Source organism: Candidatus Competibacter denitrificans Run_A_D11 (genome assembly GCF_001051235.1).
GTDB classification, from domain to species: domain Bacteria; phylum Pseudomonadota; class Gammaproteobacteria; order Competibacterales; family Competibacteraceae; genus Competibacter_A; species Competibacter_A denitrificans.
In genome coordinates this window covers 86,491-111,871 of record NZ_CBTJ020000111.1, presented here as the reverse complement: position 1 = coordinate 111,871, position 25,381 = coordinate 86,491, and the positions used below count along the sequence as shown (strand labels likewise).

25 protein-coding genes and 2 pseudogenes are annotated in these 25,381 nt (G+C 55.5%); 20 read left to right on the top strand and 7 right to left on the bottom strand.

Translation table 11 applies throughout. The features are described from left to right. Positions 1-28 precede the first annotated feature (28 nt). From BN873_RS17620 to BN873_RS17570, 13 genes and pseudogenes are all read left to right on the top strand, one after another. On the top strand, positions 29-493 hold the full coding sequence (locus BN873_RS17620; protein ID WP_048676765.1) for a nucleotidyltransferase family protein: 465 nt from the start codon (positions 29-31) through the stop codon (positions 491-493). Beyond that, a complete protein-coding gene (locus BN873_RS20585; RefSeq protein ID WP_171820518.1) occupies positions 483-641 on the top strand; it encodes a hypothetical protein in 159 nt (52 codons plus the stop codon). The genes BN873_RS17620 and BN873_RS20585 overlap by 11 nt, the downstream gene beginning before the upstream one ends. Before the next feature lie 8 nt (positions 642-649). Then, positions 650-751 (top strand): annotated as a pseudogene (locus tag BN873_RS19775) (type II toxin-antitoxin system HigB family toxin); the annotation flags it as partial. Positions 752-754: 3 nt separating this feature from the next. Beyond that, positions 755-989 (top strand): annotated as a pseudogene (locus BN873_RS21080) (hypothetical protein). A gap of 52 nt (positions 990-1,041) precedes the next feature. After that, positions 1,042-1,272 carry a DUF433 domain-containing protein gene (locus BN873_RS17610; RefSeq protein WP_048676761.1) on the top strand — a complete coding sequence of 77 codons (231 nt, stop codon included), beginning with the start codon at positions 1,042-1,044 and terminating at the stop codon, positions 1,270-1,272. Further along, entirely contained in the window at positions 1,269-1,496 is a 228-nt protein-coding gene (locus tag BN873_RS17605; protein ID WP_053085444.1) for a DUF5615 family PIN-like protein, read from the top strand. Before BN873_RS17610 ends, BN873_RS17605 begins: the two co-directional genes overlap by 4 nt. An 88-nt stretch (positions 1,497-1,584) precedes the next feature. Then, positions 1,585-2,664 (top strand): HD-GYP domain-containing protein, encoded by a 1,080-nt coding sequence (locus tag BN873_RS17600; RefSeq protein WP_082161386.1) that lies wholly within the window; start codon positions 1,585-1,587, stop codon positions 2,662-2,664. After that, on the top strand, positions 2,661-3,788 hold the full coding sequence (gene meaB, locus BN873_RS17595) for a methylmalonyl Co-A mutase-associated GTPase MeaB (protein ID WP_102047065.1): 1,128 nt from the start codon (positions 2,661-2,663) through the stop codon (positions 3,786-3,788). Before BN873_RS17600 ends, meaB begins: the two co-directional genes overlap by 4 nt. A 39-nt stretch (positions 3,789-3,827) precedes the next feature. Continuing rightward, positions 3,828-4,304, top strand: coding sequence for a Uma2 family endonuclease (locus BN873_RS17590; RefSeq protein WP_048676757.1), 477 nt, complete (start codon positions 3,828-3,830; stop codon positions 4,302-4,304). A gap of 16 nt (positions 4,305-4,320) precedes the next feature. Continuing rightward, positions 4,321-5,370 carry an HpcH/HpaI aldolase/citrate lyase family protein gene (locus BN873_RS17585; RefSeq protein WP_048676755.1) on the top strand — a complete coding sequence of 350 codons (1,050 nt, stop codon included), beginning with the start codon at positions 4,321-4,323 and terminating at the stop codon, positions 5,368-5,370. A 71-nt stretch (positions 5,371-5,441) separates the two neighbouring features. Then, on the top strand, positions 5,442-7,895 hold the full coding sequence (locus tag BN873_RS17580) for an EAL domain-containing protein (RefSeq protein WP_048676753.1): 2,454 nt from the start codon (positions 5,442-5,444) through the stop codon (positions 7,893-7,895). 25 nt (positions 7,896-7,920) lie between these two features. Further along, a complete protein-coding gene (locus BN873_RS17575; protein ID WP_048676751.1) occupies positions 7,921-9,108 on the top strand; it encodes an iron-containing alcohol dehydrogenase in 1,188 nt (395 codons plus the stop codon). A 153-nt stretch (positions 9,109-9,261) separates the two neighbouring features. Next, positions 9,262-10,290: a metallophosphoesterase gene (locus BN873_RS17570; protein WP_082161385.1), complete on the top strand. Its 1,029-nt coding sequence runs from the start codon at positions 9,262-9,264 to the stop codon at positions 10,288-10,290. Here the strand turns inward: BN873_RS17570 and BN873_RS17565 are convergent. Then, complete coding sequence (locus BN873_RS17565; protein WP_171820517.1) at positions 10,284-10,769, bottom strand: CDP-archaeol synthase; 486 nt, start codon at positions 10,767-10,769, stop codon at positions 10,284-10,286. The genes BN873_RS17570 and BN873_RS17565 overlap by 7 nt on opposite strands. A 219-nt stretch (positions 10,770-10,988) precedes the next feature. Here BN873_RS17565 and BN873_RS17560 point away from each other — a divergent pair, with 219 nt between their 5' ends. From BN873_RS17560 to folE2, 4 genes are all read left to right on the top strand, one after another. Beyond that, positions 10,989-11,231, top strand: coding sequence for an exodeoxyribonuclease VII small subunit (locus BN873_RS17560; RefSeq protein ID WP_048676749.1), 243 nt, complete (start codon positions 10,989-10,991; stop codon positions 11,229-11,231). A 6-nt stretch (positions 11,232-11,237) separates the two neighbouring features. Then, on the top strand, positions 11,238-12,125 hold the full coding sequence (gene ispA, locus BN873_RS17555; protein WP_048676747.1) for a (2E,6E)-farnesyl diphosphate synthase: 888 nt from the start codon (positions 11,238-11,240) through the stop codon (positions 12,123-12,125). Positions 12,126-12,213: 88 nt separating this feature from the next. Continuing rightward, entirely contained in the window at positions 12,214-14,100 is a 1,887-nt protein-coding gene (gene dxs, locus BN873_RS17550; protein ID WP_048676745.1) for a 1-deoxy-D-xylulose-5-phosphate synthase, read from the top strand. A gap of 155 nt (positions 14,101-14,255) precedes the next feature. Then, positions 14,256-15,098 carry a GTP cyclohydrolase FolE2 gene (folE2, locus tag BN873_RS17545; RefSeq protein ID WP_048676743.1) on the top strand — a complete coding sequence of 281 codons (843 nt, stop codon included), beginning with the start codon at positions 14,256-14,258 and terminating at the stop codon, positions 15,096-15,098. Between the two features lie 77 nt (positions 15,099-15,175). On the opposite strand, the gene BN873_RS18955 is transcribed toward folE2, so the two are convergent. Genes BN873_RS18955 through BN873_RS17520 form a run of 5 tightly spaced genes read right to left on the bottom strand, consistent with a single transcriptional unit; the run spans position 15,176 to position 20,943 of the window. Then, a complete protein-coding gene (locus BN873_RS18955) occupies positions 15,176-16,984 on the bottom strand; it encodes a GGDEF domain-containing protein (protein WP_053085442.1) in 1,809 nt (602 codons plus the stop codon). Beyond that, positions 16,965-17,624: a DUF1638 domain-containing protein gene (locus BN873_RS17535; protein ID WP_048676741.1), complete on the bottom strand. Its 660-nt coding sequence runs from the start codon at positions 17,622-17,624 to the stop codon at positions 16,965-16,967. The genes BN873_RS18955 and BN873_RS17535 overlap by 20 nt, the downstream gene beginning before the upstream one ends. Continuing rightward, positions 17,621-18,649 (bottom strand): uroporphyrinogen decarboxylase family protein, encoded by a 1,029-nt coding sequence (locus tag BN873_RS17530; RefSeq protein WP_048676739.1) that lies wholly within the window; start codon positions 18,647-18,649, stop codon positions 17,621-17,623. Before BN873_RS17530 ends, BN873_RS17535 begins: the two co-directional genes overlap by 4 nt. Beyond that, positions 18,627-19,313 (bottom strand): cobalamin B12-binding domain-containing protein, encoded by a 687-nt coding sequence (locus BN873_RS17525; RefSeq protein ID WP_048676737.1) that lies wholly within the window; start codon positions 19,311-19,313, stop codon positions 18,627-18,629. The genes BN873_RS17530 and BN873_RS17525 overlap by 23 nt, the downstream gene beginning before the upstream one ends. Positions 19,314-19,332: 19 nt before the next feature. After that, positions 19,333-20,943 carry an ASKHA domain-containing protein gene (locus BN873_RS17520; protein WP_053085441.1) on the bottom strand — a complete coding sequence of 537 codons (1,611 nt, stop codon included), beginning with the start codon at positions 20,941-20,943 and terminating at the stop codon, positions 19,333-19,335. Positions 20,944-21,293: 350 nt separating this feature from the next. Here BN873_RS17520 and BN873_RS17515 point away from each other — a divergent pair, with 350 nt between their 5' ends. Continuing rightward, positions 21,294-22,274: an NADPH:quinone oxidoreductase family protein gene (locus BN873_RS17515; protein ID WP_048676736.1), complete on the top strand. Its 981-nt coding sequence runs from the start codon at positions 21,294-21,296 to the stop codon at positions 22,272-22,274. Between the two features lie 3 nt (positions 22,275-22,277). Then, positions 22,278-22,751, top strand: coding sequence for a hypothetical protein (locus BN873_RS17510; protein ID WP_048676734.1), 474 nt, complete (start codon positions 22,278-22,280; stop codon positions 22,749-22,751). On the opposite strand, the gene BN873_RS17505 is transcribed toward BN873_RS17510, so the two are convergent. After that, entirely contained in the window at positions 22,723-23,469 is a 747-nt protein-coding gene (locus BN873_RS17505; RefSeq protein WP_071244441.1) for a Crp/Fnr family transcriptional regulator, read from the bottom strand. The two genes, BN873_RS17510 and BN873_RS17505, sit on opposite strands and share 29 nt — an antisense overlap. Positions 23,470-23,653: 184 nt before the next feature. On the opposite strand from BN873_RS17505, the gene BN873_RS17500 reads away from it, so the two are divergent. Further along, the gene (locus BN873_RS17500) at positions 23,654-25,378 is read left to right on the top strand and encodes a cytochrome D1 domain-containing protein (RefSeq protein ID WP_102047066.1); all 1,725 of its coding nucleotides are present in this window, start codon (positions 23,654-23,656) and stop codon (positions 25,376-25,378) included. Positions 25,379-25,381: the final 3 nt, after the last annotated feature.

The window sequence follows — 25,381 nt, the reverse complement described above, 5'->3', positions numbered from 1 at the left end:
TCGGTGGGTTACGGACTGATGTCTTGATATGAATTTGCTAGTTGAATTAGCTAACATAATCAGAGCTTTTAATGAAAGTGAGATAGATTATGCGCTATGCGGTGGTTTAGCGCTAGCTGTATACGCGAAACCAAGGGCTACGCTTGATATTGATATTATGGTGCAGCCTGACTTTCTTGACGAAATCAAGAAAAAAGTGGAAGCACTTGGATTTGTTATTCATGCCATTCCGATGAAATTCAAAGAAGGCGCTATTCAGATTCATCGAATGACGAAATTTGATGATGAACTCGGAGCACATCTATCACTAGATTTATTGATTGTCACGCCCGAGACCAGACTATCATGGGACAGTCGAATAACTGTTGAATGGGAGGGGGGAGCATTAAAAGTTGTATCTCCAAAAGGCTTGATTGAACTGAAATTATTGAGAAGAAGTGGTCAGGATGAAGATGATATTAAGTACTTAACAGGATTAATTAATGAAGATTGATATGAGTAAAGAGGCGATTACTAATCGCTTAAAAACAGTCAATCAATTAAGGAAAGTTTGTCTTTCACTCGCCAATTCGAGTGCAGGAGCAAAAATCAGAAAACAAACCGCCGATAAACAGTCTGTAGGGCAGGTTAGCGCAGCGTAACCCGCCGGAAGGTCAGACTCATCGCTGCTGTTCACTATAACAGGAGAAAAATTTACATCAGGGCTATTCTCACTCATGCCGAATATGATCAAAACAGATGGAGAAATTAAATAATACCAACTCTCAATGCAAAACAAACCGAACAAGCGTGGATTCCTCTGGCAAATTTGATCTATGTCCCTCATAACGAAAAAGAATACGATCAGCTTGTTCGCCTCTTGGATAATTTGGTTGACGAAGTTGGTGAAGATGAGGCGCATCCTTTGGCCATCCATGATGGAAATACTGGGTGTACTAATTGAAAATTATGAAATGCAAAATGTAACCGAATTAACACATAACACGTAGGCGATCCAGCAGGGTGGCCAATACCCACCCTACAAATCTGTGAGATATATTTATGACTCTCATATCCCGAATTACCACCAACTCGCAAGCCATGGGCGGAAAGCCCTGCATTCAAGGCTTACGTCTTACTGTGGGAACCATCGTCGGTTTAGTAGCATCCAGTTATTCGGATCAACAGATTATTCAGTCTTATCCATACCTTGAGCTAGAAGACATTCGAGCAGCGCTGTCTTACGCCGCTTGGCGATCCCAAGAAATCGAAGTCCTTCTGACTACCGGATGAAACTATTGATTGAAATGAATTTATCGCCTGCTTGGGAAGCCATTTTACAAGCACAGGGCTTCGAGGCAATCCACTGGTCGATGGTTGGGGAACCCAAGGCACTGGATAAGGCTATTTTTGCTTGGGCTGGAGAGCATAACTATATTGTATTTACCCACGGTCTTGATTTTGGCGCTATTCTCGCAGCGACTGGGCACCATAAGCCCAGTGTGATTCACCCGTAGGGTGGATTAACGCAACTTAACCCACCAAAATTATGCGACCTCGCATATGCAAGGCGCCGCCCTACCCTTCACCCTCTAGGATTTCAGTATGTTATCTTATAAATCATTAACATTGTCGCTCATTGCGGTAAGCGCAGTGTTAATGATTTATAACATTTTAAAATATCGTTCTATCTATCTATTAACAAATAATCTTTTAGAAAAAAAAGAACCTCTGCTCAATAAAGCATCCAGGGTCCATCATTTACTTATTTGCTTTTTTTGCATAGGCTATTTCGTTATATTTTTTTTATTATTAAATGATAGATCGATTATGAGTGATTTATTAGTCGCAATCATATTTCTATTTGGATCTATCTTTGTATTTCTTGATATAACGTTACAAATCAAGCTATTTTCCTCAATACAAAAAAAACACCAAAGCATTATCGAACGAAATGAGCAACTAAATAAAACTGAAGATGCAGCTATTTTTACACTCGCCTATTTAGCTGAAATTAAGCATCCAGAAACTAGCCACCATATAGAAAGAACTTCAAATTACGTTAGCTTATTGGCAAGAGAACTTCAGAAATTACCTGAATACAAAGGTTATCTTACTGAGCGCTACATTAAGGATATTGTAAAATCAGCACCACTCCATGATATTGGAAAAATACGTGTACCTGACTCAATACTAAGCAAACCCGGAAAACTGACTAGCGAAGAATTTGAAATTATCAAACTTCACTGTGAGTATGGAGCAGATATTCTTAGGACAGCAGAAAAAAAACTTGGTTTTCAGTCTTTTCTTAGGATAGCTATCCAGATCACCTTTAGCCATCATGAGAAGTGGAATGGAGAAGGTTACCCCAGGGGGTTGAAGGGAAATAAAATCCCATTATCAGCACGAATCATGGCAGTTGCTGATGTTTATGATGCGCTAAGAACTGAGTCCTATTATAAAAAAAAGGTATCACACGAAATCTGTTGCCGCGTCTTTATGAAAGAACAGGGAATACATTTCGACCCAGATATCGTCGATGCGTTTTTTAGATGCGAAAAAGCCTTCGCAGAAATATCGGAAGCGTACTACGAGCGACAAGATGATCCTCAATTAAAATCACAAAATTCAACAATACCGATTAAACCAGCATTTGAACAATCCAACTCAAGATTAGCGCCATGACCAAAAAACACCATAAACCCGACTGGGTTCCTGAAAATGCCGGTAAAGAATTCACCACCTCGGTCATGGATGGCGTGGAGGGCGGCCATGATGGTATTCCTGGCCAGGCCAGCGTGGCGGTGCCACGCCCGCACACCCCGCGCCGTCGCCGCCTGACGGTGGATGAATATGTCGCAGGGGTGTTGGCGGGCGACCGCAACGTGCTGGGCCAGGCCATCACCCTGGTGGAAAGCAACGCCCACAGCCACTTCGAGATGGGCCAGAACGTGCTGCGGCAACTGCTGCCCCACACCGGCAAGTCGATCCGCATCGGCATCACCGGTGTGCCCGGCGCGGGCAAAAGCACCTTCATCGAAGCCCTTGGCCTGCACCTGTGCGAACAGGGCCACAAAGTCGCGGTGCTGGCGGTCGATCCCAGCAGCACGGTCACCCGTGGCAGCATCCTCGGTGATAAAACCCGGATGGAACTGCTCTCGCGGGATTTGCGGGCTTTTATCCGCCCCTCACCCTCCAGCGGCACCCTGGGCGGTGTGACCCGAAAGAGCCGGGAGACCATCCTGGTCTGCGAGGCTGCCGGGTTCGATGTGATTCTGGTGGAAACCGTCGGCGTCGGTCAGAGCGAAACCACCGTCCGCTCAATGGTCGATTTCTTCCTGCTGCTGATGATCGCCGGAGCCGGTGACGAATTGCAGGGCATCAAGAAGGGCATCATGGAATTGGCCGATTCCCTGTTGGTCAACAAGGCCGACGGCGATAACAAGATCAAGGCCAATGCCGCCCGCGCCGATTACAACCGGGCGCTGCATTACCTCGCCCCCGCCACCGAGGGCTGGTACACCAAAGCCTATACCTGCTCGGCGCTAACCGGCGAAGGGATCGACGCCATCTGGAAAGTGATCAGCGAGTTCCGCCAACAGGTCACCGAAAGTGGCGTGTTCGACAAGCGGCGGCAACGGCAAACGCTGGATTGGGTATACTCCATGGTCGAGGAGCATTTGCGCGCCAGCTTCTTCAATCACAAAGGCGTCGGTGGCATTCGCGCCGAAGTGGAGAATGGCGTGCTGCAAGGCCACATCCCGCCCACGGTGGCGGCGCAAATGCTGCTCAAGAAGTACGAGGGCTGAAAAGAGCGATAGCCAACCTCGACAGCAGGGGGAAAACCGGTGAGTTGGGCTGAAATCTGTAACGATCCCGTTCTCAAGGATCTTCCCTTCAAGATCCAAACCGACAAATGGGGCCACATCGTGATGAGTCCGGCCACCAACGAACACGGGATGTACCAGGCCAAAATCGTGGCGCTGCTGAGTCGGTTGCTGGCGACGGGCACGGTCATCAGCGAATGCTCGGTTCAGACGCATGAAGGAGTCAAAGTGGCTGATGTAGCCTGGGCCTCAGACGACTTCATGCGCCGAAATCGCGGTACAACCCCCTTTCAGGAAGCGCCGGAACTCTGCGTGGAAATCCTGTCGCCTTCCAATACGCTCACCGAAATGGACGAAAAAAAAGAATTATATTTCGCCCGTGGCGCTAGAGAATTTTGGATTTGCGATAAACATGGGAACATGCTGTTCCACAAAAATACGGGCGCACTCGACCGTAGCGAGCTTGTCAGCTCATTCCCTAACCTGATTACGATTTAACCAAAGGAGAAAACCTATGCGTAGTCCCCGCGACTTTTTTAAAGCCAAGGTCGTCGGCGCACCCGAACCGCTGCGCGAAATTCCGGTACGACCCTCGCGGATGATTCACTTTTTTGATCCCAGTAATGAAAAGATGGCGGTCAAGGTGCCCGACATCGCCAAAAACGTGGACATCATGCTCGGCAATCTGGAAGACGCCGTGCCGATTGATCGCAAGGAAGCCGCCCGCGAAGGCTTGGTCAAAATTGGCAAGAACGTCAATTTCGGCGATACCCAATTGTGGACGCGGGTCAACAGCCTCGACAGCCCGTGGTTTCTGGACGATCTGATCCGGTTGGTCGGTGAAATCGGCAATAAGCTGGATGTCATCATGCTGCCCAAGGTGCAGGGGCCGTGGGATATTTACTTCGCCGATCAACTGCTGGCCCAGTTGGAAGCCAAGTACAACGTCAAGAAGCCGTTGATGCTGCACGCGATTTTGGAAACCGCGCTCGGCGTGGCCAATGTCGATGACATCGCCAACGCCAGCCCCCGGATGCAGGGCATGAGCCTCGGCCCGGCCGACCTCGCCGCTTCCCGGCGGATGAAGACCACCCGCGTCGGCGGCGGTCATCCCGATTATCTGGTGCGCACCGATCCCGACCCGAAGAATCCCGACGCCCCCCGCCCTACCGCCCAGCAGGATCTGTGGCACTACACCATCGGCAAGATGGTGGATGCCTGCACCAGCGTCGGCGCGCTGGCCTTTTACGGCCCGTTCGGCGACATCGCCGACCTGACGGCCTGTGAGGACCAGTTCCGCAACGCTTATCTGATGGGCTGCGTCGGCACCTGGACCCTGCACCCCAATCAAATCGCGATCGCCAAGCGGGTGTTCAGCCCGAAAGCGGAAGAAGTCGCCTGGGCCAAGCGCGTGGTGGAAGCCATGCCGGATGGCAGCGGCGCGGTGATGATCGACGGCAAAATGCAGGATGATGCCACCTGGAAACAGTGCAAGGTGGTGCTCAATCTGGCGCAGTTGATCGCCAGCCGTGATGCGGAATATAAGGCGTTGTACGGCTTCTAATTTTCCTCTGTTGTCTCAGAACACCCGGGTGAGGCAGACTCCCTCCTCACCCGTTCCCTCGTAAGCTCTTCATGCTCAAACCCAATAAACCCACCGCTGCTCTAGGGCCTGAACTCTTCAAAGTCACCTGGCCCTTTGTTCTTGGCCTGCTACTGATGATGGTGTTAGGCATTATCAGCATCGAATCAATCATGGCATTACACAGTTACAGCTATGGCGAGAATTTGTGGGTAAAGAGCCGAAAAAGTGCTTCGCTACAATTATTGCGTTACGCACAGACGGGCGATCCGCTCGCGTTGCAGCGGCACGATGCTGCGATGCGCATTTACCGCCACTTCCGCGATGCGCGTGTAGTACTTCTCAGCGACCCTTATCAGGAGCAAACCGTTTTCGATGAAATTAGTCAGACCGGCCTGCCGCATAGGAACATCTATAGGGGTCTGTGGATGTTTCACTATTTCCGTAGCATTGACTTCTTCCGCCAAATCTTCAGTTTATGGGCAGAGGCCGATGACACCATAAGCCGAATCGAACCCTTGCGTACTGAACTGGTGGACTATTATGCCCACAACCGTCAGGCACCAGAACGGCTCACCGCTATCTCTGCCGAAATTGATGAGATCGACCGACAGCTAGAACCCAAAGCGCTTGAGTTCGCCCTAAAACTCGATCAAACCACCAATCAAATTTATCGGGGGCTAGTGCTCACTGAGGTGATATTGGGGTTTTTCCTACTGAATGCCATCGTTTGGAGTACATTCCGCGTTTTGCGGGAACGGCGACGCATGGAACAGACCCTGGCCGCTGAACGGAAACGCGCCGCTGTGACGCTGGCTTGCCTGGGCGAAGCGGTGATCAGCACCGATGAGCAAGGTCGAGTCACCTACATGAACCCAGTGGCTCAATTTCTCACTCAACAAGATTTTTCGCCAGAGGAAGTCCCTCATCAACCCCGCACCTCGCTGCCAGAACTCGTTCATCTGATCGAGAAAGACAGCGGAGTGGAGCGCTCCTCATTGACCGCCGATTTACTAAGCGGTAACGCCGCTTGGTTAAAAAGCGAAATCGGTTATGTAGTGGCGCGGCCGGACGGAACTTCAGTGCCCGTCTCATGGGTGGCCTCGCCGATACAGGATGGCGATGGTACTCATGGCGTCGTCCTGGTGCTGCACGACACCACGCGCGAACAACAGCTGATTGATCATCTCTCCTGGCTTGCCGCCTATGACCCCCTCACCCAACTGATCAACCGACGCGAATTTGAGTCGCGGCTACAACACGCTCTCGATACCCTGCAACAGCGTAGCGACTCCCAAGGTTTGCGAGTTCAAGATAACCATCAGCACGTCTTGATGTTCATTGATCTCGATCAATTCAAGATCATTAACGATACCTGCGGCCATGCGGCGGGCGATCAGGTATTGCGGTTGGTGACTCAGGCGATGCTGGCACATGTACGCCACCACGATAGCTTGGCACGGCTGGGGGGCGATGAATTCGGGCTGCTGCTGCTGAACTGTCCCCTCGAAGCGGGCAAGGAGAAAGCGGAAATCATCCGCCAGGCGATTAGCCAGGTGAATTTTAACTGGGGCATGCGCCGCTTTGGGCTTGGCGCCAGCATCGGTCTGGTGCATTTGGATCACTCCCAAAACACGCTGGCCACGGTGTTAACCGCCGCTGATATGGCCTGCTATAAGGCTAAGGATCAGGGTCGCAACCGCGTTGAGATTTACCAGGCTGACGACCCGCATCTGCTCGCCCGCTATGGGGAAATGGCTTGGGTACAGCGCTTACAATCCGCATTGCAAGAAAACCGTTTTTGCTTGTACGCGCAACCGGTCGGGGCGCTGCAAACCAGCGAACTAGCGTACTCACATTACGAGTTGCTAATCCGCTTGCGGGATGAGGACGGCACCCTGGTGCCACCGGGCGTTTTCATTCCCGCCGCCGAGCGCTTTGGGATGATGGCGCTGATTGATCGCTGGGTGGTCGAACATGCCCTGACTCTGATCGCCCACCGCTTAAAAGCGGGAACCTCCCAGCCGCACACGCTCTTTGCCATCAACCTCTCCGGTTCCTCGCTGAACGATCCACATTTTCTTAACGAAATCAAACAAATCTTTGTACGCCATCAGGTTGCTTACCGGCAAGTGTGCTTTGAGATCACTGAGACCCAAGCCGTGACCCATTTACCGGAAGTCGTGCGCTTTATCAACGAGATGCGTGCCCTGGGTTGCTCATTCGCTCTGGATGATTTCGGCGCTGGCATGTCGTCATTTCTCTATCTCAAGCACTTGCCTGTCGATTACTTAAAAATCGACGGCAAGCTGATCAAGGACATCGAGCGTGACCCCATTGATCGGGCGATGGTGGAAATGATCAACCGTCTCGGCCACCTGATGGAGATCAAAACGGTGGGCGAGTACGTGGAAACTCCCGATATTGTCCATATTCTCCAACAAATTGGCGTCAACTACGGGCAAGGTTTCGCCATAGGCCATCCCGAACTGTGGTCTAACCCGTGATCGCCCTATCGCTACGGAGCGCTTCATGATCTCAACCTTCGCCATCGCCCGCCTGCCACGCATTGAATTTGGCGCCGGCTCGATTGCCAAACTCCCCGGCCTGGTCGCCCAATATGGTAACCGCGTCTTACTGGTGACCGGCCGACATTCCTTCGTCAGCTCAGCACATTGGCCAACCCTGCTAGCGGCACTGGCCAAGGCGGGGATCGGTTGGGAACACACCCATATCGACGACGAACCCTCGCCACAACAGGTCGATCAAACCGTCCAACAATACAGCAGTAACGATATTCAGATCGTCGTCGGCATCGGCGGTGGCAGCGTGCTGGATGCCGCCAAAGCCATTGCAGGGCTGTTGCCGAGCGGCGATTCAGTACTGGACTATCTGGAAGGGGTCGGGCCGGAAAAACCCTACCACGGCCCCGCCACGCCGTTTATCGCGGTGCCCACCACGGCCGGAACTGGCAGCGAAGCGACTAAAAATGCTGTCCTGAGCGTGCGTGGTGCCAACGGTTTTAAGAAATCGTTCCGCCACGATCTGTTGGTGCCGGAAGTTGCCCTCCTCGATCCAGATTTGCTGGCGACGTGCCCACCCGCGCAAATCGCCGCCAACGCGATGGATGCCCTCACCCAATTACTAGAATCTTATGTGTCCAGCAAAGCCAATCCGCTGACCGACGCGCTGGCGGAAAGCGGATTGAGAGCCGTGCGTGAGGGCTTGTTTGCCTGGTACGACGGCGGCGCTGGCGCCCCGGCTGGCCGGGCGCACATGGCTTATGCCGCCTTACTGTCCGGCATCTGTCTGGCGCAAACCGGACTGGGATCGGTGCATGGGCTGGCCTCACCGCTCGGTGCCTTTTTTCCGATCCCACATGGTGTGGTCTGCGGGACTTTGGTCGGCGCCGCCACCCGGATCAATCTAGCCGCATTAACAGAGCGAGAGCCTCACCATCCAGCGTGGCACAAATACGCCCGCGCCGGCGACCTTCTGTATGGACGCCATTTCCCCACTGCCGAGGAATCTCATGCTGCATTGCTGGTCCTGCTGGATGATTGGACCGAACGCTTAGCGCTCCCCCGTCTGAACCGTTATGGCATTGAGGAAGGCGACTTCGCCCGCATCGTCGCCAACTCGCGCGGCGGCAGCATGAAAACCAATCCATTACTCTTAAATGACGTCGAAATCACGGAGATATTGCAGCAACGCTTGTAAAGCGCAGCATTTCAGTGTGTCTGATGCAACTCTAAGCCTGCAAATCTCTCCAATGGTACGCATCTTGAATAAGGATAGTGGTTGGCTGATTTGGTTCAGCGAACAGTCAGCTTTCGCCAAACAAAATGAAATGTGACCTTATGGAGACTCATCATGGCACATATACCCGTTCAACATGGACCCTCTGCGTCCACATTAGGCACTCCGCGTTCGCAAATTGGGGTCGTGGTGGACCGACAAACCGTCGATCTAAAACGGTTGGAAAAACGGGTGGGGCGTGTTCACTGGCAGCAACGGGTTGGCATCGAAGCCGATCACGCCACCCAGATCTTCGGGCGCGGTCGAACCTTTTTTCATATCGAGAACTGGTACTCGATCCACACCGTCATCCGCCTGACGTTAAAAGCCTTGGGACTCTATGGCCGTGGCTTGCGCAACGCCGCCGCTATTCAAATTCGTCACAACGATGTTTTCCTGCCTCATCTGCCCAAAGCGTTTGATGGGTTTACGTTGTTGCAGTTGAGTGACTTACATCTGGATATGGATGAGGACTACCCCGCCGCGCTGATCGAGCGCTTGCGCCAGATCCATTACGATGCGTGTGTAATGACCGGTGATTTTCGGGCCAAGACTTACGGCCCGTTCGATGCCGCCATCGCGGCGCTAGCAAAAGTGCGGCCACATTTGCGCGCCCCGATTTACACAATTCTCGGTAACCATGACTCAATCCAGATGGTGCCGGCGATTGAGAGGCTGGGGATTGCGACCTTGCTCAATGAAGCGGTCACCTTGGAGCATGGCGGCGCACGGATTCATCTGGCCGGGATCGATGACCCGCATTATTATCAGGTCGATAATTTCGATAAAGCCGCCGCGAACATTCCACCGGAAGAAGTCTCCATCCTGCTGTCGCATTCGCCGGAAACCTACCGCCTGGCAGCCCATGCCGGCTTTGATCTGATGCTGAGCGGCCACACCCATGGTGGACAAATCTGTCTGCCCGGCGGCATCGCGCTGATGACAAATGCTGACTGTCCACGCGCGTTCTGTCGCGGCGCTTGGCGCTATCACACCATGCAGGGCTATACCTCCACCGGTTCTGGCGCTTCGGTGGTTGGCGTGCGCTTCAACTGCCCTCCAGAAATCACCTTGCACCATCTACGGGTTGCACCGACTCAGTAAGGCCGGTTGCGAATACCGAGCCAAAAGAAGATGGGTGACAAGATCAGTTCGAGCACGATGAAACCGACCACGGTCCAACCGATGGCGGACCAACTCAAGGCTAAACGATCAGCCACCAGTAACAGTGGCAACAAAGCTTCTGGAATTTGATCCAAGCCTGGCGCCATGCTGCTGGAGGCCATGTGCAACCGCCGCTTGCAAAAGCTCGATAATAGATCGCCCAGCATTGCCCCAGCACCCACCGTCGCGCCAACGCTCACCGGTAACGGCAGCGGCAGGGCAACCAAGCCGGTGACCACTGGGGCCAGAACGAACCCCCGCCAGGTCTTCGAATCCCCCAGTAAACGCCGACCATCGGCTAGCCGCCGACCGCCATCCAGCGGGTGGGCGCCCCAGCCTCGAAAAACAGAAGCCGCCAAGATCGGCGTACCGTTGGCGACGAGCAGAAGCAACAAGAGTTGCAGTTCAACCCACAGCATCGCGCCTCGCCCTAAACATAACCATCGGAATCGACTTCGCTTTAGGCAACGTGAAGCAGAATATTCTGCCATTAGACAGTTTATCGGGTCCGGCCTGAACATCAACAATCATCACTCACCCGACAACAGCATCCCATTGAAGCTGATTCCCACCAGCAAATTGACCGTTTGCCGGCCACGCGGTAACGTAGCTCATCCTCTAAAAACGGACCCATAGGAATGACCGTTAAGAAACGTCCCCCCATTGCCTTCGAAGCCGCCCTGGCCGAACTGGAAACGCTGGTCGGACAACTCGAACAGGGCGAGCTGACTCTGGAGGAAGCGCTGGAGCGATTCGAGCAAGGCATCAGCCTGGTACGAACGTGTCAAACCGCACTGCAAGCCGCTGAGCAGAAAGTGAACCAACTCATTGAACGGAACGGGCAGGCGCACATCGTTCCGTTCGGCGAGACGGCGGTCTAGCGCCCCATGATCGAGACTATGATCGAGCAGTACCGAGTTCGTGTTGCGCAGGCGCTCGACCAGCGATTACCGGCCGCTGATCTCCATCCCGGCGATCTGCACCAGGCCATGCGCTACGCAGTGCTGGGCGGCGGCAAGCGCATCCGGCCGATTCTCGTCTATGCGGCTGGCACGGCGGTCGGCGCCACACTCGAAGCGTTGGACGGACCCGCCTGCGCGGTGGAGTTCATCCACGCCTATTCGCTGATTCACGATGACCTGCCGGCGATGGATAATGACGATCTTCGCCATGGCCAACCCACCTGCCACAAGGCGTGCGGTGAAGCACTGGCAATTTTGGCCGGTGATGCCTTACAGGCGCTGGCCTTCCAGGTCCTCTGCCAAGATGCGGCCATGAACCAAAGCCCTACAATCCGTCTGCGGATGCTTGGCATCTTGGCGCAAGCAGCCGGCTCCAGAGGCATGGTCGGCGGTCAGGCCATCGATCTGGGCGCGGTCGGGCGAGAACTGAGCTTGGCCGAACTGGAAAACATGCACATCCACAAGACCGGTGCCTTGATCCGGGCCAGCGTGCTGCTTGGGGCGCTTAGCCACCCAACAGTGGAGTCCACGCAGCTAGAACCGCTTGATCACTACGCCAAATGTATTGGCTTGGCCTTTCAAATCCGCGACGACATTCTCGATGTGATCGGTGATCCCACGACCCTGGGTAAGGCTACCGGCGCAGATCGGGCACTCGACAAACCGACGTATCCGGCGCTGCTGGGACTGGACGGCGCCCGCGAACATGCCCGTTCACTCGGTCAGGACGCGCTGGCCTCCCTGGCATCCTTCGGCGCTGAAGCCGGGGCGTTGCGCTGGTTGGCCCATTACATCGTCGAGCGGGCTTATTGAAACCGGCTGCTCCCGTGCCGGCCACGAGTCCATGCAATCCCTTACTCACCCACTGCTCATACCGCTTGGCGGTACGGACCTTGCCGCGATGACGACCGGAACCGCTTTTCCGTTGCTCGAACAGATCAACAACCCCCACGACCTGCGGGCGTTACCTGAGAACCGCCTGCCGGGACTGGCGCATGAGTTGCGTGAATTCCTGATTCAGAGTGTCGCTAAAACCGGTGGCCATTTCGCCGCCAACCTCGGCACGGTGGAACTGACTATCGCCTTGCACTATGCCTTCAACACGCCGGAAGATCGGCTGGTCTGGGATGTAGGCCATCAGACCTATCCGCATAAGATTCTGACCGAACGCCGTATGCGCATGGGGACTCTGCGCTGCAAAAACGGTATTGCCGGATTTCCCCGCCGGATGGAAAGTACCTATGACACGTTCGGCGTAGGGCACTCCAGCACCTCGCTGAGCGCGGCGCTGGGCATGGCCATCGCGGCCGAGCGGGCGGGAGTAGACCGCAAAGTCGTTGCTGTCATTGGCGATGGTGCCATGACAGCCGGTATGGCGTTTGAGGCGCTCAACCATGCGGGCCATCTGAAAACCGATCTTTTGGTGGTGCTGAACGACAACGAAATGTCGATTTCACCGAATGTCGGCGCGCTGTCGGCCCATCTCACCACTCTGTTATCAAGCCGGTTTTTTTCCAGCGTGCGCGAAGGCGGCAAGAAGGTCTTAAGCCATGTACCACCGGTACTGGAAGTCGCCCGCCGCGCCGAGGAACACGTCAAGGGGATGTTCGCACCGGTCGGTACCCTTTTCGAGGAACTGGGCTTTAACTATTTTGGCCCGGTGGATGGCCATGACTTGCCGACTTTAGTCCAGACACTGCGCAATCTGCGGGCGCTTACCGGACCCCGTTTGTTGCATGTCGTCACCCGCAAGGGTAAAGGCTACAAATTGGCGGAAGATGAACCGGTCGGCTATCACGGCGTCGGCGTGTTCGATCCGATTTGCGGCCTCAAACCGGCCTCTCCCAGTGGCGGGCCGACCTATACCCAAGTGTTTGGCGAATGGCTGTGTGACATGGCCGAACAGGACGAGCGGCTGATCGGCATTACCCCGGCGATGCGTGAAGGCTCTGGGCTGGTGGAATTTTCGGATCGGTTCCCCGACCGCTACTATGATGTCGCCATCGCCGAGCAGCACGCGGTAACGCTGGCTGCCGGTCTGGCTTGTGACGGGCTTAAACCGGTGGTGGCGATCTACTCCACCTTCCTGCAACGCGCCTACGATCAGTTGATCCATGATGTCGCCCTGCAAAATTTGCCGGTACTGTTCGCCATTGACCGAGCGGGGCTGGTCGGGCCGGACGGGCCGACACACGCCGGTAATTTCGATTACAGCTTCCTACGCTGCATTCCCAACCTGGTGGTCATGGCGCCAGCCGATGAGAATGAATGCCGCCAGATGCTCTATACCGGCTTCCAATTATCCCAACCCGCCGCCGTGCGCTATCCACGCGGCAAAGGGCCGGGCGTGCCGCTGGAGCAGACGCTACGGGCGCTGCCAGTCGGCAAAGCTGACATTCGGCGACGCGGCCGAAATCTGGCCTTGTTGGCCTTCGGTAGCATGGTGTCAGTCGCCGAAACGGTGGCGCAGCGAGTGGATGCCACCGTCGTCAACATGCGCTTTATCAAGCCGCTCGACGAAGCCACCGTCGTGGCGTTGGCGGCCGAGCATGGCTGTTTGGTGACTCTGGAAGAAAATGTGGTAGCCGGCGGCGCTGGCAGCGCGGTCAATGAGTGCTTGGCGGCTCGTGGCATCAATACGCCGGTGCGCAACATCGGGCTGCCGGATCAGTTTATTGAACAGGGTGAACGCGCTGAATTGTTGGCGGAATGCGGCTTAGATGCGGCGGCGGTGTTACGCCAACTCGCCACCTGGGGGCTGATCCAGTCAACCGCTGTCCAAACTTAATATCCGAGTGATATTATCGGGAATTAGCGGTCCAATCACTGATCCCAACCGTGGATTTGAACGAGTCGCGCCTGCCTGGAACGGCGTGAAGAAACCGATCTTGAGCAAAGGCGCGCCCCGCGCGCTGCTGAGAGGATTGCATGAAACCATCAACAATGAATTCCGCCGCTCTGTGCTCGGTGGTTCATATTCCCGATGTACAGAACAGCGCCGACACTCGCCAATTGGCGATCAACAAGGTGGGCATCAAGGAGATTCGCCACCCGGTTAAAGTCCGCGACCGCAACGGCGGCGAGCAGCACACCATCGCCACCTTCAACATGTACGTTAATCTGCCCCACAATTTCAAGGGCACGCACATGTCGCGCTTCGTGGAGATCCTTAATATTCCCGGCCGCGAAATTTCGGTGGATTCTTTCCAGGACATGCTGTCTGAAATGACCGGCCGCCTGGAAGCTGAAGCCGGTCATATCGAAATGACCTTCACCTACTTCATCAGCAAAGCGGCCCCTGTTTCGGGCGTTGAGAGCTTGATGGATTACGAGGTCACTTTCATCGGGGAAATCCGTGACGGCAAGCCGGCGATGAACCTGAAAGTGGTGGTTCCGGTCACCAGCCTGTGCCCTTGCTCGAAGAAAATCTCCAAGTACGGCGCGCATAACCAACGCTCCCACGTCACCCTGACCGTGCGCACGCGCGGCTTTATCTGGATCGAAGATCTGATTGATCTGGCTGAGAATGAAGCCTCTTGCCAGCTTTACGGCCTGCTCAAGCGACCGGACGAGAAATACGTCACCGAACACGCCTACGAGAACCCAAAATTTGTCGAGGACATGGTGCGCGATGTCGCCGCCAAGCTGAATGAAGATGAACGGGTGGCGGCTTACTCGGTGGAATCGGAAAATTTCGAATCCATTCACAACCACTCCGCGTATGCCCTAATCGAGCACGATAAGGAAGCGCAGAATCCAGCAGCGACGGCTCCCGTGCGAATCTAGCGTCTCCCTCGGTACCGACGTCTGCTATGCGAAGACGTCGGTGCCGCGCTCCCCGGCAACCGATAACGACTGGTGAGTTAGCTCTCTGCCGGTTCGCTGTCGGTGGGGCCAAACAGATGAAACCGACCCTTGCCGGCTCCCTTGGCCTGGTACATCGCGTGATCGGCATGGCGCATCAGGAAATCTGGATTGGCATCATCACGCGGAAACAGGGTGACACCGATACTAGCGGATACCGCCACCTGTTGCCCTTGCAGGTAGAGCGGCATGGCGATGGCGGCCAACACCCGCTCCAGCACGGGCACGCACTCCTCCTCCAGCGCCAGATCACACAACAGCAAAACAAACTCATCCCCGCCAAGCCGGGCTACCGTATCACCGACCCGTAAGGCGCTTTTCAGCCGCTGGCCGATTTCAATCAGCAACTGATCACCGGCTTCATGACCCAGCCGATCATTGACCGGTTTGAAGCCGTCCAGATCCAGATAGCAGATCGCCAGCGAGTGGCCGCTGCGGCGTGCATGAGCCAATTGCTGCTGTAATCGGTCGGCCAATAAGCGGCGATTGGGCAGGCCGGTGAGGGTATCGTAATGGGCGATCCGCTCCAGTTCGGCCTCGTGCGCCTTGATGTGGCTGATGTCGAAGAATGTGCCGACGTAATGTTCTATAGTGCCCTTCTCATTCGGCACCGCCGCGATGGACAGCATTTCTGGATAGATTTCGCCTGATTTGCGCCGATCCCAGATTTCCCCGCGCCAGGCGCCCTTCTCGCGTATGGCGTGCCACATCGTCTCGTAGAACGCCGCATCCTGGCGACCAGAGCCAAGCAGTTTGGGATTACGGCCAAGCGCTTCCTCGCGGGCATAGCCGGTAATCCGACAGAATGCGGCGTTAACGTCGAGAATCCGGTTGGTGTTATCGGTAATGACAATCCCTTCCTGGCTGTTGGCAAACACGCTCGCGGCAAGGCGCAGCGCGTCTTCGGCGAATTTTTTTTCGGTGATATCGCGCGCGGCGGCAAAGATCAGCGGCCCTTTGGCTTGCGAACGCCATTCAATCCAACGCCACGCGCCGTTGCGGTGGCGATATCGATTGACGAAATTCAACACGGGCTGCTGAGCCGCTAGCGTTGCCAGGGTACCCAGTGTCGCGGCCAGGTCTTCCGGGTGGACCAAATCAAGGAACCGTTTACCCTCCAAATCAGCGACCTGATAACCCAGTATTTCTTCCCAGGCAGGGTTTAGCTTGTGGAAATACCCATCGGTATCCGCGATACAAAACAGATCAAGCGCGCCGTTGAAATAATTGTTGAGTTCCTCGGTTTTTTCCCGTAAGGCGGCTTGCGCCCGCTGACGCAGGTAATTGCGAATTTCATTGCTCAGCAGTAGAGCGGCATGACTGAAAAAAATCGGCAAATAATTGCGCAATGGTCGGCTGCTGAGATAAATATTTTCCAGCTTAATAACACCGATCAAATCCGGCTCGACCAGCAACGGAAAGCACCAGGTCCAGGAATCCGGCGTCCCGCCATCACGCAGCAACGTCTGACCGGGAGTACCGCGCCGCTCAATGAAAACCCGCTGGCTAACCACCTGAACGGCCAGTGGGTCATTGATTTCCGCCACGAAGCCGCTTTCGCCAAGAAAACTGGCGTGACGCACCTCGTGCTCAATCCAGTACCAGAGTTTGATGTCGGTACCGCCAAGCGCTTCCATGATGCTGTGAAGCATGTTCCTGATCATATCCGGCAGGCCGGGACGCGGATTGAGCTGCTCAATCAGGCGCATGATCAATTGCAGATAGGCTTTCTCCTCGGCAAGATGCCGCACCCGACTTTGCAAACGCTCCGTTTGCAGGTTGACAAGCTCAGTAGGAGTCGCATTCACGGCACCGCTCCGCCGGGTTCTGTTTGAGGAAGATCGCGCTGGCCAACACCGCTTCAAGGTGAGAGAGGTCCACATCCATCCAAATCAGCGGCAGATCGACAAAAGCGGCGGCGGCCCTGGCGGCGGCAGTAAAATCCCCGGAGCACGGCGTGCGGATAGCGATCATCGACTTATGACTGGTATGAAAGATTTCGCGCACCACACTCAGGTTATGTCCAAAACACTGGGTGATCATCGGCTCCCAGGTCAGCGCCCAATCCTCCAGCAGAAAATACGCACCTTGTTCGAGCGCCGCCATGAACCGCTCGTAGCCCAGCAGCATGGCGATGCAGTTCTGGCCTCGAGTCCGCAGGGTATGATGATGCTTGAGAATAGCCTCCATGCGCGGATGGCAGCAGCCGTAAAACACCACGGTTTCACGGCCCTGTTCCCTGTTGGCGACCAACGCCTCATGTAACCGTTCCGAGAGTTTGTTCAAGTAATTGTGCAGGGCCGAATCGAGAAATTGGGTTTCAACAAACCAACCGTTTTGCTCGATCAGATAATTCACTTCCTTATGGAGAATACCGCAACCCACCATGACCAGGGGCTGCCTCGGCTGAGCCGCGACCGTTATAGGTCTGTTATCGCCGGTTTTCATCGATAGGTCCCGTGCTCGAAAGCGGCGTCCAGCATCGCCCGAATCGCTGCCTCCGGCACGACCAGGGGCATCAGGGCCGTGCCGAACAAAAAATGCTGCCCGGCCATCCCGATCTCGCACAGGCGCCGCACTTCGGCCCGAACCTGATCGGGCCGCCAGCGGATCATTTTGATATCGTCAATTACCCCACAAGTGAGCGCCCGCTCACCGATCAGGGCTTTAGCCTCGGCGAGATCGGCCATCGGGCTGATGTAATAAACGGGGATTGCCAATTCATTCATGACTTGGGTGATGACGTTATTGAAAGGCGCCATCCCGCACAGATAGACGATGTTACTGACACCGCCCGGTGCCAGATCGGTTTTCATCCACGGCAGTGCAATCGCGTTAAAGCGTTTGCGGTCGAGAAATGCAGTCGTGCCAAAAGGTGTCGAATAAACCAGGACGTTGGCGCCGGCTGCCCGATAGGCGGCGATCTGCTGCTGCACGAACAGGCTGCATTTGCGCAATAACTCATCGCGCACATCCACCGGTCCAGCCAAGAGCAGCTCCAACCATTTGTCCATGCCCATCAACATCGCGGGCAATGTGGTCGATGCGGTGATATAGGCGCAAATCGGATGCGTCGCACCCACTTCTTGTCGGAGGATTTTCAGGCATTGAGCGGTTTCCGCCCACAGCGGATGCGCGGTGATATCAGCGGGGATTTCAAACTTGGCGATGTCGTCGTAAGAGGTGATCGGGAAATCGGCCACATTGGGCGGGCCATCTTCGGTGTAGAGGATTTCCCGGCAGCCGAGCAGCTCCGCTTCCCGACCGACGTAGAACAAACTCCAAACATTGTCATAGCCGTAGCGCGCCCGCAGTTTCAGTTGGCCAACCGCGACATGTTCGCCCTTGGCGTAATACTTCTTTTGGCTCATACCCAACTCACGCGCACCCTGATCGAAGAGGTTGCAAAAAATCGGAATACGCGGCGCCGGTGTGCCGTTGAGGGCGGCTTCAAAGATCTGCAACGGCTTCATGGTGTTTTACCTGTTCGATAAGATGAATGATCGTGCGCGCGGCATTGACGCCATCCGGTGCCCAGGCATCGGCGCCGACCGTCTGGAAAAGTTCGGCGTCATAGCGGTAAGGTGCTCCACCGACAATCAGCTTTATGCGCTCTTCAAGGCCGCGTTCCTTGAGAATCCGGCGCACCTTGCGTGCTCCGTTGTCGCCGATGGCGGTATGCACCATCATGGCGGATACCGCGATCACCTGGGCATCGCGGGCAATGGCTTCGTCGACGAAGCGTTCCGCCGACACATTGGCGCCCAGATCGGTGGCTTCGACCATCAGCGCTTTTAGGCAACCCATGACGATCCGCTTGCCGAGCGAATGCAGGTCGCCATACGCGGTGCCGATGACCACCCGACCGATGATGTCCGGCGGATGGTCGAATTTCTCCAGCATCTTCTCGGTCACTTCCGCCGCAATTTGCGCGGTCATGAAATGCTGGGCTAAATTGGCGTCCGGGTCTTGACTGATGTTCGACATCATCTCTTCAACGGCTGGAATGACGATTTTGAAGACGACATCCTCCGCCTTGATTCCGGCCGTCAGTGCGGCGTTTACTGCGCTAAAAGCCGCGTCCTTATCGGTTTCGAATACCGCTTCGTTGTAAGCTTTAATAAATGAATTCAGCATGATAAATCCTTAATTGCTTCTATAAGAGCACGGTTGACCCGGAAACCATCGGCCGCAAGCGGAGCTGTTCGATATAGCGATCTTCGTAATCCGCGACCCGCGACAGGTTGACCAGCCGGGTTTTTGCGATTAATTCATTGAAATAGTCAGCACCCTGGAGGGAAAGTAACGCCTGCTCACAACCGGCCAAACCGGCATCGGCATGGAGTTCGATGGCTCCATGCGGCAGCGACGGCAGCAGACCAACCGACTGGGCGTGTTCAATGTCCAGCGTCCGGCCAAACGCCCCGCAGACACACAGTCGATGCACCTCCCCCCACCCCATCCCAGCCTGTGCCAGCAGTTGGTTCATGGCAGCGGCGGTCGCCGCTTTGGCACGCTGAAACGCATCGATATCGGCACTGGTGATCGCGCTGCGCCCATTTGTCGGATCGAACCGATAGCCTTCGGTCGCCACCGGCGCAGCGAACCGCCCAGAAGGTTTCAACACACCCTGGTCAAGTAATAAAGCGACCGCATCGACCAACCCTGACCCACAAAATCCCTTGGCTGGCTCACCTGCGATGGTTTCACAGCGGTAACTTGCGGCTTCCTGCCGAATGCGAAAGATCGCCCCCGGTTCGGCAGGCATTCCGTGGCGGATGCCGGTGCCTTCGAACGCCGGCCCACCGGCCACCGAGGTGACGTGCAAGATCTTGCCATCCCACAACGCAATCTCAGTGTTGGTGCCGATATCGAGCAGCAGTGCCCCGCCCGGCCCGTCGCTCAAGCCGGTGGCCCGCACGTCGGCCAGCAGATCGGAGCCGACGAAGCCGCCTATCGGCTGGACCGGCAAAATCTCCGCGTGCGGAAACGGCCAATGAGCGCGCCATGCGGCCAGATCATGCGGGCGGCAATCGATGGATTGCTGCCAATTCGCGGGGTCAAGTAACAAGTCGCTGCCGTGACCGGTCAACAGCGCGAGCATGGCGGTATTGCCGACGATCAACACCTGGCCGATCTCTGCCAGCATCGGTGTCACCTCACCGATATCACGCGCCAGAATATCCCTCACGGCGCGGACGATGGCGCCGCGTGCCAGCTTGGCCAGCTCCGCGGCCCGCTTGGGACACGCGCGCGCGGCTTCCAACCGATTCAATACATCAGCACCGAAATCCCCTTGCGGGTTACGGCCGTAACGGGTTGCGATACATCGGCCTTGCTGACGATCCAAGACAGCGATGCGGATATGAGTAGTACCCAGATCGACCGCGACGCCCAAGGGCTGAGATTGCACATCGGGATGACAACCGACGAGCGGCTGGAGATTTTCGGGTGGGATACTTTTCCACGGTGAAAAGCGTGCGGGCCGTTCAAGCCGAATGGCGGCATCCCCCTTGATCCGTAACTGACAGGCAAGCCGATGACCGGCCGTCCGCTGTTCCGGGCCTAACTTGAGATACTCAGCGGGCGTCGGCGACGAAACGTCTCCACCAATGAGACGGATCACGCACGCACCGCACACACCGGTCCCGCCACACGCGGCGCGCACCCGCACATCGGTGAGATCAAGGGCCTCACGCACAGAACGGCCCTCGGCAACCTCAAAGCGATAGTTTCCTCGTGTCGAGTAGACCGACAAAAGCGCCATGGTGATGAGTTAATCCCTGGGTGGCGGATGGTTTATCAATGTCGGCAGCTATACTTCGGTCTTTTCGAGGACCGACCACCGTCTCATAACCGAGGCTTTTCAAAAAACGTACCATTTCAAAGACAATAAAAATTTACGATATTTATCATTCTCTTAAATGAAATTAATGAGCGAAATCAGGCAGGGACAAGCCAGTAACCAGTCATACGAGTCAAAAAATTGGCGAACCAGCTTGCGATTTCCCGCCCTAACCTACCCTCAGCTACAATGCTCAATGTTTCGATCCACGCCCATGACCGGGCGAAACGGCATGAAAGAAATGGGATGTTTCAAACCAGAGTTGATGTTCGATGAAAGCCATCGTTTGCCATGAACTGAACGGCCCGGCCGCCTTGCGGTTGGAAGATATTCCAGAGCCAAGCCCGGCAGCCGGCCAAGTACGGCTACGGGTGCGGGCCTGCGGCGTCAACTTCGCCGATAGCCTGATCACACGCGGACAATATCAAGTCCAACCAGAACCGCCCTTCAGCCCCGGCTTTGAGGTGGCTGGCGACGTTTTAGAACTCGGCGAGGGCGTCACCGAGTTTGCGGTGGGTGATCGGGTCATCGCACTGACTCTGCACGGCGGTTACGCGGAGCAGGCTGTTGTCAATGTCAATCGTTGCGTCGCCATCCCGCCAGCCATGCCTTACCAGCACGGCGCAGCGTTTCCGGTGGTGTTTGGTACGTCCCACATTGCCTTATGGCATCGGGCGCGGCTCCAAGCTGGGGAAACGCTGGTCGTGCATGGCGCATCCGGCGGCGTTGGCCTGACGGCGGTCGCCATCGGCAAGCAACTGGGCGCGACGGTCATCGCCACCGCCAGCAGCCCGGAAAAACTGGACATCGCCCGCCAGCACGGTGCCGATCATCTCATTAACACCAGCCATGACGATATTCGTTTGCGCATCAAGGAACTGACCGAAGAACGCGGTGCCGATGTGATTTACGATCCGGTCGGCGGTGAGTTGTTCAACGCTTCCTTGCGTGCTATCGCTTTCGAGGGGCGGATACTGGTGATCGGCTTCGCCGGTGGCACGGTGCCGCAAATTCCTGCCAACCATTTGCTGGTCAAGAACGTGGATGTGATCGGCCTCAACTGGCCCGCTTACGCGGAACGTCATCCAACAGTGATGACGGAAAGCTTTCGGATTTTGCTGGACTGGTATTTAGCCGGCGCCATCCAGCCTTATGTGTCGGAGATTTATCCGCTGGAGGAAGCAGTCGATGCGTTGCATCAAGTCGTCTCCCGCAAATCCACCGGCAAGGTGGTCATTACGGTGGGCGACTGAACGATGACGATTGAACCGACGATCCAGCATTTGGGACGTATGACGCAGGCGACCGTGCAAGGTGGCGACGCTCAACTCAAGAAATTCCGCAACGCTCTCTTAGTCAACAATTTTTTTATTGTCGCCGAGAACGGAACCCGTCTGGAAGCACGGCGGCGCGCTTATATCACCCAGGATGACTGGCCGATGCGCGTCATTGTTCAGCGCAACGGCAGGCAGTTCGATATCCGTTATTTCCTATTCATTCCCTGGGGCTGGATCATTGCCTTGGTGTTTTTGTCGCTCCTGGTGCTGCCGTTCGCGGGCATTCCACGGGCGGAGTTGGCGCTAGGCCTGGCGACAATCGTGGCCGCCCTGGCGATTTACCAGCAAAAATTCGATTGTCGGTCGGATGCCAGATACTGGCAGCGACAACCGCGTCAGCGCTGGGATCAGATCATGCAGCAGCTTATTCGAGAGGCGTTTGAGCCTCGCTAAGCGGTGCCTGGGCATTTTTGGCGCACGGCGGCGGCGCGTGATCAAAGCGGCTCAGTCGGGTGATATCCGGTACGGTAATCCGCTTGCCTTTTACCGTGATCAACCCGGCTTGACTCAGGCTGTGCAGGATTCTCGAAAAGGTTTCCGGCGTCAAATTCAACCGCGAGGCGATCACCTGCTTACTGGCGGGCAATTCAAACGTTGCATGGCCCTTGGTTGGCTTATCCGCCAACTGGAGCAGAAAACCGATCACGCGCTGGGTGGAGGAATGCAGGGAATAATCCTCCACGTCCTGGATCAGCCCATGCAAGCGCATACTCAGCCCGGCCAACATGCGGCGGGCAAAAACGCTGTCATGTTCGATGGCTGTAAAAATACCTCTTTTGGCAATGTACAGCAGATGAGAATCCTCCAGCGCCTGGGTAAAGACCGGACACGGTTTTTCCATGAACATGACCGCCTCGCCGAAACTGCCGCCGGGGCCGACGATGGAGACCACCTTTTCCTGTCCCTGGGGTGAAGAGAAAGCCAGCTTGATCTGGCCTTCGACCACCACGTAAAACCCCTCTAACAAATCACCCTTCTGAAACAAAATCTGCCCTTTGCTCAGTTTGATCTCGCGACTCTCCATCGCCAGTTGAGCGATTTCGCTATCGCGTAACTGCTGAAACAGCGGCAGATCAGCAAGTAGTCTTGTGATATTCAGTTGCTTGCTCACAAATTTTCCACTTCGTGTCTTAGCACTCAATAGCCCTTTATTGCCACACTTTATTTAAAGCTATTATCGAAAGCTTGATGTAAATCAAGGTATGGCAGGCCCGATTGTCGTACTTAAACGGTATGTAAACAACCACTGCCACTCGGCTGATCCGAGGTCGCCTGGAGAGCGAACCATGCCAAAAATGCATAGAAAACTAAAACACGCTGTCGTTGTGCTGTCTGCCTTACCATTCGCCATCAGCCTCGCGTTGGCGGAAACCCCCGCCGCCAAAAAAGGCGTTTCTGAAGCTGAAGTGAAGTATCAGGCGGGTGGCTCACCCATGGCCAACGAGCCGATGCATCAGAATGTGGACCCTAAAGCGCCCGCCATGAAGGAAGTGGAGTTTGACAGGGGCAAGCAAATCTACTTCCAGCGCTGCGCCGGTTGCCACGGGGTGCTGCGTAAGGGTGCGACCGGCAAGCCGCTGACCACCGACAAAACGCTCGCTACCGGTACTGAATATCTCAAGACCTTCATCAAATATGGCTCACCCGCTGGGATGCCCAATTGGGGAACCTCCGGGGAGCTGACTGACGAAGAAGTCGATTTGATGGCGCGTTACATTCAACAGGAACCGCCCACACCGCCAGAATTTGGCCTCAAGGAAATGGAAGCGACCTGGAAGCTGGTGGTTCCGGCCGATAAGCGCCCCACCAAGAAGATGAATCACTATAACATTGAGAATGTAGTCTCCGTGACCTTGCGCGATTCGGGTCAGATTGCGCTGATCGACGGCGATACCAAGAAAATCATCAACATCATTCCGACCGGCTACGCGGTACATATCTCCCGCCTGTCCGCCTCCGGCCGCTATCTGTACGTGATCGGTCGGGACGCCCGCATCAACCTGATCGACCTGTGGATGGAAAAACCGGAGACGGTCGCGGAAATCAAGATTGGTCTGGAAGCCCGCTCGGTGGAAACCTCCAAGTACAAGGGCTATGAGGACAAGTACGCCATCGCCGGTTCTTACTGGCCGCCGCAGTACGTGATCATGGAAGGCGACACCCTCAAACCGCTGAAAATCGTCTCGACCCGCGGCACCACCGTTGATAATGAGTACCACCCGGAGCCGCGGGTAGCCTCGATTGTCGCCTCCCATTTCCACCCTGAGTTCGTGGTCAACGCCAAGGAAACTGGCAAGATCATGATGGTCAATTACGAAGACCTGAATAATCTCAAAACCACGACCATTGAAGGCGCCAAGTTCCTACATGATGGCGGTTTCGATAGCACCGGCCGTTATTTCCTGGTGGCCGCCAATGCCTCCAACAAGATCGCGGTGGTGGACACCAAGGAAAATAAACTGGCGGCCCTGGTCGATGTCGGCAAGACCCCGCATCCGGGACGCGGTGCCAACTTTGTCGATCCGCAATTCGGCCCAGTGTGGGCGACTGGCCATCTGGGCGATGAATCGATTTCGCTGATCGGCACCGACCCGGAGAAGCACAAGGACAACGCCTGGAAAGTCGTGCGCACCTTGAAAGGGCAAGGCGGTGGCTCACTGTTCATCAAGACCCATTCAAAGTCCGGCAATCTGTGGGTCGATACCGCGCTCAATCCCGATCCGAAAATCAGCCAATCGGTCGCGGTGTGGAATATCAAGGATATCGACAAACCTTACGAAGTGATCCCGATTGCTGAGTGGGCCGGTCTGGGTGAAGGCGCCAAGCGGGTAGTGCAGCCGGAATACAACAAGGCGGGTGATGAGGTCTGGTTCTCGGTGTGGAGCGCCAAGGATAAGGAATCGGCCATCGTGGTGGTGGACGACAAGACCCGCAAACTGAAAACAGTCATCAAAGACCCGAAGCTGATCACGCCGACCGGCAAGTTCAATGTTTATAACACCCAACATGACGTTTATTGAGCA